10 protein-coding genes are annotated in these 12,437 nt (G+C 56.5%); 9 read left to right on the forward strand and 1 reads right to left on the reverse strand.

Annotated features, from left to right (window positions below):
• Window positions 1-13 precede the first annotated feature (13 nt).
• The 9 genes from ACI2I1_RS10220 to ACI2I1_RS10260 are packed head-to-tail and all read left to right on the forward strand — an operon-like array spanning window position 14 to window position 9,462.
• The gene (locus ACI2I1_RS10220; RefSeq protein ID WP_404679003.1) at window positions 14-634 is read left to right on the forward strand and encodes an NADH-quinone oxidoreductase subunit J; all 621 of its coding nucleotides are present in this window, start codon (window positions 14-16) and stop codon (window positions 632-634) included.
• Window positions 631-936 carry an NADH-quinone oxidoreductase subunit NuoK gene (nuoK, locus tag ACI2I1_RS10225; RefSeq protein WP_221541642.1) on the forward strand — a complete coding sequence of 102 codons (306 nt, stop codon included), beginning with the start codon at window positions 631-633 and terminating at the stop codon, window positions 934-936. The genes ACI2I1_RS10220 and nuoK overlap by 4 nt, the downstream gene beginning before the upstream one ends.
• 6 nt (window positions 937-942) lie before the next feature.
• Window positions 943-3,006, forward strand: a complete 2,064-nt coding sequence (gene nuoL, locus ACI2I1_RS10230; RefSeq protein WP_404679004.1) for an NADH-quinone oxidoreductase subunit L — start codon at window positions 943-945, stop codon at window positions 3,004-3,006.
• Complete coding sequence (locus ACI2I1_RS10235; protein WP_404679005.1) at window positions 3,006-4,565, forward strand: NADH-quinone oxidoreductase subunit M; 1,560 nt, start codon at window positions 3,006-3,008, stop codon at window positions 4,563-4,565. The genes nuoL and ACI2I1_RS10235 overlap by 1 nt, the downstream gene beginning before the upstream one ends.
• Window positions 4,565-6,019, forward strand: a complete 1,455-nt coding sequence (gene nuoN / locus ACI2I1_RS10240) for an NADH-quinone oxidoreductase subunit NuoN (protein ID WP_404679006.1) — start codon at window positions 4,565-4,567, stop codon at window positions 6,017-6,019. Before ACI2I1_RS10235 ends, nuoN begins: the two co-directional genes overlap by 1 nt.
• Window positions 6,016-6,738, forward strand: a complete 723-nt coding sequence (locus ACI2I1_RS10245; RefSeq protein WP_404679007.1) for a biotin--[acetyl-CoA-carboxylase] ligase — start codon at window positions 6,016-6,018, stop codon at window positions 6,736-6,738. Before nuoN ends, ACI2I1_RS10245 begins: the two co-directional genes overlap by 4 nt.
• Window positions 6,739-6,741: 3 nt before the next feature.
• Window positions 6,742-7,518 (forward strand): type III pantothenate kinase, encoded by a 777-nt coding sequence (locus ACI2I1_RS10250; RefSeq protein WP_404679008.1) that lies wholly within the window; start codon window positions 6,742-6,744, stop codon window positions 7,516-7,518.
• Window positions 7,515-9,173 carry a ribonuclease J gene (locus tag ACI2I1_RS10255; RefSeq protein ID WP_404679009.1) on the forward strand — a complete coding sequence of 553 codons (1,659 nt, stop codon included), beginning with the start codon at window positions 7,515-7,517 and terminating at the stop codon, window positions 9,171-9,173. Before ACI2I1_RS10250 ends, ACI2I1_RS10255 begins: the two co-directional genes overlap by 4 nt.
• Window positions 9,174-9,189: 16 nt before the next feature.
• Window positions 9,190-9,462: a DUF1467 family protein gene (locus ACI2I1_RS10260; RefSeq protein ID WP_404679167.1), complete on the forward strand. Its 273-nt coding sequence runs from the start codon at window positions 9,190-9,192 to the stop codon at window positions 9,460-9,462.
• Between the two features lie 3 nt (window positions 9,463-9,465).
• Here ACI2I1_RS10260 and ACI2I1_RS10265 read toward each other — a convergent pair whose 3' ends face one another.
• The gene (locus ACI2I1_RS10265; protein WP_404679010.1) at window positions 9,466-12,090 is read right to left on the reverse strand and encodes an ATPase; all 2,625 of its coding nucleotides are present in this window, start codon (window positions 12,088-12,090) and stop codon (window positions 9,466-9,468) included.
• Window positions 12,091-12,437: the final 347 nt, after the last annotated feature.

The following is a 12,437-nucleotide window of genomic DNA, read 5'->3' on the forward strand; positions in this document are numbered from 1 at the left end:
AATCCGGGGCATCATGATACAGACTATCGCCTTTTATATCTTTGCGGTGCTTGTGATCGCGTCCGCCGTGATGGTGATCACGGCCCGCAATCCGGTGCATTCGGTCCTGTGGCTGATCTTGGCCTTCTTCAACGCAGCGGGCCTTATGGTGCTTGTCGGTGCGGAATTCATCGCGATGCTGCTGGTCATTGTTTACGTCGGGGCCGTGGCAGTCCTGTTCCTGTTCGTGGTCATGATGCTCGATATTGACGTCGCAGCCTTGCGGGCCGGTTTCGTGAAGAACTTTCCGCTGGGTATCGTCATCGCTCTAATCCTCCTGGCTGAGCTCGTCCTGGGGCTAAGCGCTTATCGCGTGGGCGCTATCGAGCTCGGAACGGCTGCAGCAAGCGATGCGCCTGCGATGGTGGCAAGCAACACAGGTGCCATCGGCGGTTTGCTTTACACGAGGTATCTCTTCCTGTTCGAGGCCGCGGGCATCATTCTGCTCGTCGCGATGATCGGCGCGATCGTGCTGACCCACCGTCCTCCGAAGAGCAAGCGCGGTCATCAGGATATAGGCAAACAGGTTCGCCGTAATCCGGACGAGGCCACTGTTATGAAGCAGCCTACCGTGGGTGAGGGGGTCGAACTTTGATTGGCGTCGAACATTATGTCATCGTCAGCGCGATTCTGTTCGTGCTTGGCGTGCTGGGCATCTTTCTCAATCGGAAAAACATCATCGTCATCTTGATGGCTATCGAACTCATTCTGCTGTCAGTGAACCTCAATCTTGTCGCCTTCAGTGCCTTTCTCGGTGATCTTGTGGGACAGGTCTTTGCGATGTTCGTCCTGACAGTTGCCGCGGGCGAGGCCGCTATCGGGCTGGCCATTCTGGTGATTTATTTCCGTGGCCGCGGCACCATCGCGGTCGACGATGCCAACCGGATGAAGGGATAAGCATCCGTGCAGACCTCCATTCTTTTCATTGTCTTCCTGCCCCTGCTTGCTGCGATCGTGGCAGGGTTGGTCAACAAGGGTGCGCCGAGCGTCTTTGCTAAGGCGATTACCACCGGTTCGCTGTTCGTTGCCTGCAGCCTGAGCTGGCCGATTCTTCTCGGCTTCGTAAGCGGTAGTGCCGAAGCAACGGTCGTGCCGGTTCTCACATGGATGCAATCCGGTGAGCTCGCTTTCGACTGGGCTTTACGTGTCGACACGCTAACCGCGATCATGCTGGTTGTGATCACGACGGTATCTGCTCTCGTACACTTGTACAGCTGGGGCTACATGGATGAAGACCCGGATCAGCCCCGGTTCTTTGCATATCTCTCTCTGTTCACCTTTGCCATGTTGATGCTCGTGACAGCAGATAACCTGGTCCAGATGTTCTTTGGTTGGGAAGGGGTGGGCCTCGCCAGCTATCTGCTGATCGGATTCTGGTTCAAGAAACCAAGCGTCAATGCCGCCGCAATGAAAGCTTTCGTGGTCAACCGTGTTGGTGACCTTGGCTTCATGCTCGGAATTTTCGGCACGTTCTGGGTATTCGGAACAGTGTCTATCCCCCAGATCCTGTCTGCCGCACCTGGCATGAGCGGTGCGACGATCGGCTTCCTTGGCATGCGCGTGCATACCATGGATGTCCTCTGTATCCTTCTCTTCATCGGCGCCATGGGCAAGTCCGCGCAGCTTGGGCTGCACACCTGGCTCCCCGACGCAATGGAGGGGCCGACGCCGGTTTCCGCCCTTATTCACGCGGCCACCATGGTAACTGCTGGCGTGTTCATGGTCTGCCGTTTGTCCCCGATGTTCGAGACGGCTCCCGCTGCGCTGGCGATGGTCACCTTTATTGGCGCGGCCACCTGCATATTCGCGGCGACCGTGGGCACCACCCAGTGGGACATCAAGCGCGTCATCGCCTATTCGACGTGTTCGCAACTGGGTTACATGTTCTTCGCTGCGGGCGTGGGAGCCTATGGCGCTGCGATGTTCCACCTCTTTACCCATGCATTCTTCAAGGCGCTCTTGTTCCTGGGCGCTGGCTCGGTCATCCATGCGATGCACCACGAGCAGGACATGCGTTATTACGGTGCGTTGCGTAAGCATATCCCGCTGACCTTCTGGGCCATGATGTTCGGCACGCTCGCCATTACGGGCGTTGGCATTTACCATCTTGGGGCTGGCTTCGCCGGGTTCTGGTCAAAGGATGCAATTCTTGAGGTGGCTTACGGGCGTGGTACCGACCTTGGCAATTTTGCGTTCTGGATGGGAACACTGGCAGCCCTGCTGACGAGTTTCTACAGCTGGCGCCTGATGTTTCTCACCTTCTGGGGTAAACCGCGCTGGGCGGATAGTGAGCATATCCAGCACGCGGTCCACCACGGTCATGAAGAGCCGGAGGAGCATAATCCGCCAATTCAGGAAGATTCCGGGCATGATGTGAGTCATCATGTGCCGTCGGATGACTATGAGTCAGGCACCGCCGGGTATCACCCGCATGAGAGCCCAGTCAGCATGCTGATCCCGTTGGGCGTTCTGTCCCTCGGGGCGATCTTAGCGGGGCAGGTCTTTGCACCTACCTTCCTTGATAATGCGGCCTTCTGGAACGGCGCGATCTTCTACAATGAAGATCTGATCCATCGGATGCATAACGTGCCTTACCTTGTGAAGTACGCGGCATTCATTGTGATGGTCATCGGGCTGCTCGTGGCGTGGCTTGGTTATATCAAGGATACCTCGGTTCCGGGTAAGGCGGCCGAACAGCTTGGGCCGGTCTATCGGTTCTTCTACAACAAGTGGTATTTCGATGAACTGTACCACTACCTTTTCGTGGTCCCCGCATTTTGGCTGGGCCGACAGTTCTGGAAGCTTGGCGATATGGGGACCATCGATCGCTTCGGGCCCAATGGTGTGGCTTGGGTGATCGAAAAGGGCTCGGTCGGGGCCAAGCGGTTCCAGACCGGATATCTGTATAGTTACGCGCTGGTGATGCTCCTCGGGCTTGTCGCCGCCATCACCTGGGTGCTGTTCTGATGGAGTTTCCCATCCTCTCGATCATGCTCGCAGTGCCGCTCGTCGCGGCCATAGCCTGCCTGTTCCTCAACGCCTCGGCCGCGCGCATCGTTGCGCTGGTCGCTACTCTTGTCGATCTTGCGCTCGGAATTCTGCTTTGGCTCAATTACGACATCGGTGGTGCCCAGTGGCAGTTCACTGAGCGAGCGGGGCTCTTCGCAGGCTTCCAATATGCGCTCGGCATCGACGGCATTGCGTTGATGCTGATCATGCTCAGTGTATTCCTGATGCCCATCTGCATCTTGGCAAGCTGGACTTCGATCACGAAGCGTGTCGGCGAATATATGGCAGCTTTCCTGCTGATGGAAATGCTGATGATCGGCGTCTTTGCCGCTCAGGACATTTTCCTGTTCTACATATTCTTCGAAGCAGGCCTCATTCCGATGTATCTGATTATCGGGGTGTGGGGCGGCGACAACCGCATCTACGCATCGTACAAATTTTTCCTCTACACCTTGCTCGGCTCCGTACTGATGCTGATCGCAATGCTGTGGATGGTGAACGATGCAGGGACCACCGAAATTCCTGCTCTGATGCAGTATGATTTCCCGGCAGACGCTCAATTCTGGTTGTGGCTTGCCTTCTTCGCGAGTTTTGCTGTGAAGATGCCGATGTGGCCGGTCCACACTTGGCTTCCTGATGCTCACGTTCAGGCACCGACCGCCGGTTCGGTCATCCTTGCCGGTGTACTTCTGAAGCTCGGCGGCTATGGCTTTATCCGTTTCAGCCTGCCGATGTTCCCCGATGCTAGTGCAGATCTTGCTTGGCTTGTCTTTGCCCTGTCCATGGTAGCTGTCGTCTACACTTCGCTCGTTGCCTTGGTGCAGTCGGACATGAAGAAACTGATCGCCTACTCGTCGGTAGCTCACATGGCGATTGTGACGGTGGGCCTTTTTGCATTCAACGTACAGGGCCTTGAAGGCGCGATGATGGTCATGCTGGGTCACGGACTGGTTTCCGGAGCGCTGTTCTTGTGTGTGGGTGTGATCTATGACCGCCTCCACACCCGTGAGATTGCTCGCTATGGCGGTCTCAGCATCAACATGCCGAAATATGCCTTGTTCTTCCTGCTCTTCACCATGGCGAGCGTGGGCCTCCCGGGTACAAGCAATTTCGTTGGAGAATTCCTGGCGCTTGCAGGCATCTACGAAGTGTCGACTTTCGCGACGCTGGTGTGCACTACCGGCATCATCCTCGGTGCAGCCTACATGCTCTATCTCTACCGCCGTGTCGCGTTTGGCGAGCAGAAGAATGCTGATGCTGCCGCCATGACCGATCTTAACGCCCGCGAATGGGCCATGCTCGCCCCCATCGCAGCCGCAGTGTTGTGGATGGGCATTTATCCCGAAAGTTTCCTAGCTCCCATGCGTCAGGACATCGCCGCCCTCGAAACGCGCCTTGCTGGTGTCGCACCGCGCTATGATAGCCCTCTCAATCAGGGGACGCCGCGCGAACACGCTGCGAATTACGTAGCTCCGGTCCACGCCGAAGAAGGGCATGAAGGGGAGGGGGCGCACTAATGTCCTATTCGACATCCCTCTACCTGACCGGGCCGGAAATTGCTCTTTCCCTGTCGGGCCTGGTTCTTCTTTTAGTGACAGCTTGGACCGGTGAAAAAGCCGCACGCGCAATCACCATTGCAGCCGCGGCCGCTCTTTTTGGCGCCCTGTTCTTCAACGTATCTCTTTTCGGCCAAGGGGCGGCCGGCATTGCTTTCGGCGGACTGTTTCTGGCCGACGGATTTGCAGTCTTCGCCAAAAGCCTGGTCTATATCGCAACGATTGCCTGCCTGATCGTCGCTCCGCGCTATTTCGACGCGCGCGGACAATATCGCGGCGAATATCCCGTACTCATGCTTTTCAATGCCGTCGGCATGGGCATGATGGTTTCGGCAACAGACTTGATGACGCTGTACATCGGTCTCGAGATGTCGAGCTTGTCATCATATGTGCTCGCAAGCTTCGCACGGACCAATGAAAAGTCGAGTGAGGCTGGCCTCAAGTACTTCGTGCTTGGTGGGCTCGCATCAGGAATTATCCTGTACGGTGTGAGCTTGGTCTACGGTTTTTCGGGGACCACCAATTACGAGGGCATTCGCGCAGCATTCGCGCTCGATTTCTCCACGGGTGCGATGTTTGGTGTGGTCTTTGTGCTCGCCGGACTTGCTTTCAAAATTGCTGCCGTGCCGTTCCACATGTGGACGCCGGATGTGTATGAAGGTGCACCAACTCCAGTTACCGCCTTCTTCGCGAGTGCTCCGAAGGTCGCAGCGGTTGCCATGTTGGTTCGAATGGCGACCGGTCCCTTCGGTGGACAGATCGAGGCTTGGCAGCAAATCGTAATTTTCGCAGCGCTTGCGTCGATCGTGGTGGGGGCATTGGGGGCAATTGGTCAGTCCAATCTGAAGCGTCTCCTCGCCTACTCCTCCATCAACAATGTCGGATTCATTCTTATCGGACTTGCTGCTGCGACCCCGGAAGGAATGTCAGGCGTCCTGGTTTATCTTTCGATTTACGTCTTCATGACGATTGGCAGCTTCACTGCGTTGCTGATGTTGCGCGACAAAGATGGCAATGCTCTGACATCGTTCGATGACATTTCCGGCCTCTCGACAACGAGCCCGGCGCTTGCTTGGTGCTTGCTCGCCCTCATGTTCAGCTTGGCTGGCATACCTCCGCTCTTCGGTTTTTGGGGCAAGTTCGCAGTGTTTCAGGCGGCTGTACAAGCGGATATGATCGCCCTTGCTGCGATCGGCATCGCGGCCAGCGTGATCGGGGCATTTTATTACATCAAGTTCGTGAAGGTCATGTTTTTCGATGACCCGAAGGGCTCGGGTCCTGCGGCAGCTCCGATCTCTCACTGGATTGTTCTCGGTCTGAGCGTGTTGATAATTTCGCCCCTCGGCTACCTGTTGACACCTTGGCTTGGCGACGTGGCCGATATGGCGGCCCGGGCCTTGTTCATAGCGGTTTGATCCGGACGATTTCCGAAACCGGGAGCACTAACGCCGATCTCGCTTCTGCGGTTCGCGCAGGGGAGATTGTAGCTGAGGGCGATTGGATTGTAGCCGACCGCCAAACCACCGGACGAGGCCGACAGGGGCGTAGTTGGTTTGACGGTCTTGGCAATTTCATGGGTTCGACTCTCGTCCGTCTGAATGAGCGAGACCCGGCCCCTGCTAGTTTGGCGCTCACGGCTGCACTCGCGCTCTACGAGACTGTTCAGCCACTGCTCTCAAATGCTGCTGACCTCAAGTTGAAGTGGCCGAACGACCTCCTGCTTGGCGGCGCTAAAGTGGCGGGCATCCTTCTTGAACGTGAAGCCCAAGCGATCGTCGTAGGGATAGGGGTCAATCTGGCGATCGCGCCGGACCTTACCGACCGTCGCACGACCGCTCTTTCAAAATTCGGACCAGCCCCTGATCGCGATCTCTTTGCGAACTCACTCGTCAACCACTTCGCCCGTGAAGTCGAGAGATGGCGGACTTATGGGATTGAGCCACTGGTTCGCCGATGGGAAACCGTAGCACATCCGCCGGGCTCGGAGTTGGTCGTCAATACTCCGGGTGAGGAACAGATCAGGGGGACATTCGCCGGATTGACTGAAACTGGCGCCCTGCGCCTTCGTTTGTCCAGTGGAGACGAGCGTATCATTCATGCAGGCGACGTAATGCTCGCCAGTGAGGAAAGCTGAACCATGCTGCTTGCTGCGGATGTCGGAAATACCAACGTGGTCTTCGCCCTGTTCGACGGGCGTGAAATTAAGGCACGCTGGAGAATTGCGACCGATGCCAGGCGAACCGGCGACGAATATGCCGTCTGGCTGTTGCAGTTGCTTAATCTCGAGGGCTACGAGCGGGGCGCCATCACCCAGATCATCATCGGTTCGGTCGTCCCAAGATCCATCCATAATCTCACGGTGCTTTCACAGAAATATTTTGGCGTGGAACCCGTGATAGCCGGACAGGGGAATGCGGAATGGGGTTTCGAACTCGATATCGAACAGCCCAGCTCATTGGGTGCTGATCGTGCTCTCAACGCCTTGGCCGCGCATGCAAAATACGATGGCGACCTCATAGTGATCGATTTCGGTACTGCCACCACCTTCGATATGGTCGATTTCAATGGCGCCTATAAAGGCGGCATAATTTCGCCCGGGATTAATCTCTCCCTTGATGCTCTCGTCGGCAACACCGCGAAACTCCCCCGCATTGCGATCGAGAAGCCGGCTAGCCAGAGCGTCATCGGCAGAAACACCGAGCAGCAGATGCTGATTGGCGTCTTCTGGGGGTATGTCAGTTTGATCGAAGGCTTGATCGAAAGGATGAAGCGCGAAATCGGACGGCCCGCAAAAGTTGTCGCCACCGGTGGGCTGGCCTTACTTTTTGATGAGCACACCAATCTATTCGATGCCGTCGATAGCGATCTAACGCTCGACGGCCTTGCCATTCTAGCGGAGCGTGCATCCCCTTGAAAAAGAACTTTACCCCCGAAGACGAACTCCTTTTCCTTGCACTAGGGGGATCGGGCGAGATCGGCATGAATGTCAATCTGTACGGTTGTCAGGGCCGCTGGCTCATGGTCGATCTGGGCATGACGTTCTCTGGGGGACAGTATCCCGGCGTTGATCTGGTTTTTGCCGATCTCGAATTTATCGAGGATCGGGTGAAGGATCTGGATGCGATCGTGCTCACCCACGCTCATGAGGATCACATCGGTGCGGTGCCTTATTTCGCGGCCGATCTCGGTGTCCCGATATTCGCGACCCCGTTTACGGCAGAACTCGTGAGGAGAAAGCTTCAGGAAGCCAATCTCGAACGCGAAGTCGAGGTCAACATCATCGAAGAAGACCATGGCGGTTTCCAGGTCGGACCTTTCGAAGTCACCTATATCCCGCTCGCGCACTCGATTGCGGAAGGCAATGCCTTGCTTATCGACACCCCGCACGGACGGATTTTCCATACCGGCGATTGGAAGCTGGATGAAGATCCAATCATCGGCGAACCAGCGACCGCGGAAGAGCTGACGGAGATCGGAGACGACGGAGTTCTCGCGCTTGTTTGCGACAGCACCAACGTATTCAATCCGTCCCCCAGCGGTTCCGAAGGCGCGGTATTCAAAGGCCTTCTCGAGGAGATTCAGAAGCATTCCGGCAAGCGGGTACTGGTTACTACCTTCGCAAGCAACGTTGCGCGATTGCACACCTTGGGAGAGGTTGCCCGCGAGACAGGGCGCCAGTTGTGCGTTGCCGGACGTTCACTCGACCGAATAATCGAAGTCTCGCAAGCTAACGGCTATCTGTCCGATTTTCCTGAACCGGTCGATTTCGACACGGCCATGGGCTTACCGCGTGGCGAGGTGCTGATCCTTGCAACCGGTGGGCAGGGCGAGCCTCGGGCAGCGCTTTCGCGCATTTCCGAAGACAATCATCCGCTCAAGCTGGTTGCGGATGATGTCGTCCTTTTCTCCAGCAGGCAAATCCCTGGGAATGAACTGTCTATCGGCGCGGTGCAGAATAGGCTTGCTGCCAAGGGTGTGACCATGGTCACCGACAGACAAGGTATAATCCATGTTTCGGGTCATCCGGGGCGTCCGGAGCTAGAGTCACTTTACGGTTGGCTGCGACCTGAAGTTCTCGTGCCGGTTCATGGTGAAATGCGGCACATGCAGGAACAGGCACGGCTCGGCCTTGCGAATGGCATTGCTGATGCCGTCGTTCAGCAAAATGGCGATATCGTGAGGCTCGCTCCAGGAACGCCAGGCAAGATTGCAGAGGTAAGGGCGGGGCGGCTTGTCTTGGATGGCGACATAATCACTCCAGCGGATGGCGACAGTATTGTAATGCGCCGCCGCATCATGCAAGAGGGCGTCGTCGTTGTTGCCCTTGATGATCGTCTCAACCCGGTCATCGACAGCGTGGGCCTGCCGCTGGACGAAGATTATGACGACTTCGTCCGCGAAGGCATCGAAGATATTCGTACTGCTATCACGAAACTGAAAGGGGCAGATCGCAAATCGCGCAGCAGCGTCCATGAAGCAGCTCGTTTGGCTGCACGTCGCGCCGCACAGCGATGGTCAGGCAAACGCCCTCAGGTTCGCGTTATTCTTCCTTCGACGGGACTGAGTTGATCCGATGAATTTGCCGATGGAATGGACGTCGATCCTGGCAATCTATGCGCTATTCTGGGTTGTAAGCGCGTTTGTGCTGTTGCCATTCGGCGTCCAGACACATGACGAAGCAGGCGTCGAGAAAGTACCCGGACAAGCAGACAGTGCCCCCGCCAATTTCCGGCCGAGCCTGATCGCCAAACGTGCGTCCTTGCTTGCTGCGTTACTGACCGTGGCTTACTTACTCAATTACGCTTTCGGATGGATCGAGGCTGAAGACCTGATTTTTTGGGGCCCGACTGCGGGCTGAGACTTACTGTCTCAGCCGTTCGAGGGCTTGGGCAAGGACCACGTACAATTTGCCCATATCGCTCGAGAGAAGTGTAACGCTGACGGCGTTGCCATCCCGCGTCGATAGCAATGTCCTCAACATAGCCTCGAAATCGTGAATGTACCGGTTGACGTGTTCTCGGAAGTCACTGTCTGAGTCGTAAATTGAGGCAATTTCCCGAGCTTCGGAACTGTCCAGAAGTCGAACCGCACGGCGGGTAAAGATACCGCGATCTCCACGAAGATAGCTGGCCCAGGCCGTGTCCGTGACTTCGCTAGACAGCGCCTTGGCAATGTCAATGGAGTTTGAATTCAGACTCTCGGTAATCAATGCGACGCGTCTTGCGAAATCGCTATCGATCGTATCCGTCGCTTTATCGCGAGCGTGGGCCACGCGAGCCTCGAGATTGCTGGTGAGGTCATTAAGCCTGGCGAGTTGATCACGCAGGTTCTGAGCCATTTCTCGAGTAGCAACGTTCGACCTGTCGCGCGCCGCATTGAGTTCCTCAAGCGCGTTCTCGGTTTTTTCGGACAGTGCCTGATCGATGGCGTCGGCACTGCGCGATCCGATTTCTTCGGCCAAACGTGAAATTCGCTCTGCCTGATCGGTCTCGATAGAAGCGAGCGCGTTGCGGGCCTTCCCCTCCAGTGCCGTGAGCGCATCATGTAGTTCGCCCTGCACCTGCTTTGCGAATGTATCGCTGTCGGATGCCAGAGATGCGAGAGAGGCTCGAAGTCGCTCGACTTCCTCTACTTGTCTTGCCGCCGAACCGTCAAAGTCGGTTTGGAAAGAACCGATCTCTTCAATCGTATGCTGTATGCGGCCAGCTATGAGCTCCATTTTGCCTTCGAGAGTTTCGCCCGACGATCTTGCGTCTTGCAAGAGAACATGCACCTTATCCGCACGGACTTCGAGCTCTTCAAGGCTCGCCTCGGAAATCGCCATCGCCTTGGGGAGTTCTTCGCCAGTCTTCTTGGCAGTTGCCTGGATGAGTTCCAGCAAGCGAACACTGGCGTCGGTCAGCCGCGCGATATGTTCATCCGTGCCCTCGAGCGCTTCACGGCTGCTGCGCAGCTGATTGCCCAACGCATCGATACCGCCTCCAAGCGCTTCGCGCGCTTCATGACCGTGGGCAGCAACCTTGCTAAAGGTCAAACCGAGGGAATTGATCCGTTCGGCGAGTTCATCGCCCTCGGCAGCAAGAGCGGCAAGCTGTTCGCGTTGTGCATCGCGCCGAGTGCCGATCGCTTCATCCAATAGCGCCATCTGCTCGTTCATCTGGCGAGCGATGGCATCGTACGCGTCGGCAAGGGCTTGGGTACGGGCTGCAGTATCATCTTCGAACTGGCGGTTGCGCTCGGCAATGCGGGCATCCACAGTTTCAGCCTGTTCAAACAGGTCGCGCAGCTTGGTGTTGGCAGAATCCAGAGCCGCATCGTCGATAGCCTTGATTTCGGCAACTGCCCTTACAAGGCGTTGCTTCATCTGGTCGATCTGACGCGTCCATGCCCCGATGGCGAGATCTTCTCCTTCTCGAACAGCGGACGCAACTTCCACCGCCTCCCTGCGCAAGGTTTCCATTCGATCCCTGATCGCCGAAATAGAAGCTTCTTCCTGCGTGGTCGCTTCTGCATGGGCCTCTCCGAGTTCGCTTCGCAAAGCGAGGCTTCTCGCCCGCAAGGCCGAGAGAGCCTCGACCTCCTGAGCCTGCAGATCGCTTCGAATGGCGTCGCTTCCTTCGGCCAGCGTCGCAAAACGCTCGTTCGCGATTGCCTCCAACTGGTCTGCTTGGGAAGAAAACGCGGAGAGGGCTTCATCCACTCTCTGTAAAAGAGCATCTATCTGGCGCTCGCTCGCTTCGCCGAACTCGTTCAGTCTCTCGAACGCCGCGACGAGCGCACCTAGTTGGTCCTTCGCCGTCCGGCCCGCACCGACGATCTGGTTGGAAACATCCTTGGCTGAATTGGCGACAACAGGAAGATCACTGCGCAGCCTGCGCATATTCTCCAGAGCGGTTTCGCTAGTGGCCGCGATGGAATTCAGATGATCGCCATTTTCGGCTATCAGGCTTTGCAGGCTTTCAGCATGACCGGAGATGCGTTCCGAAGCGCTACGCCCAAGATATTCCAGATCGCGCGATTGATTGCCGAGAAATTCCCTCGCGAGGCTGAGTTCACGATTTACCGTTACAAGACGCTGTTCGAGCAGGGCAGTCTCTTTTGATAACGCGGCTGCGACATTGCCATACCGGGAAGCTTCGCGCGTGGCAGTACGCGACGCAAGTACCCAGCCCACCAAGATCACCATCACTGGGACAGACCAATCTGCCACGAGTGCAGCGACTTGTCGTGGTGCTGGCGAGACTGTGATTGCCGAAAGGTTGGCCCAGATGAAAAAGCCGGTCCAGCCGATGATGGCGATCGCTATGAGGACCTTTCCCATCCAGGCGCTCGATCGCTCGGCGGGCTCCTCTTCTAACCACTCGGTTTCCGCAAATTGATCTTCTTCGAAACTGGTATCGCGTATCTCTCCCGCGACCGTTTCTGTTGGATTGCCTTCAATGGCATCCGATCCTTCGACCACCGAAATATGCGAGCGTTTTTTCATCGCTCTGTCCTACCACATGTCCCGCTATCATAAACCCTTGTTAACCATTGGAACCCGCTAAATATGAAGCTTGTAAGCGTTTCGAGGCCAAACCGGGCACGTTATCGTAAGGAACGGCCCGACAAGCACCCATTTGCGCCGCCGCATTTTGCACGGTAGCGGGACGAAACGCTTTCGAACAAATTTTGTTAAAAGGAGAAACCGTGCGGATCGCAGTGCTGTCTACTACGGATACAGATAGCTCAGGAGGCGAAGCACGGGCAGCGTTTCGTACGCTCGCTGGCGCAACGATTGCGGACCGGCAACTTGATCTCGCTTTGCGGCTTGGATGTGAACGCATTGTCTGT

This window comes from Qipengyuania sp. NPDC077563, assembly GCF_044901345.1.
GTDB lineage: Bacteria > Pseudomonadota > Alphaproteobacteria > Sphingomonadales > Sphingomonadaceae > Qipengyuania > Qipengyuania aestuarii.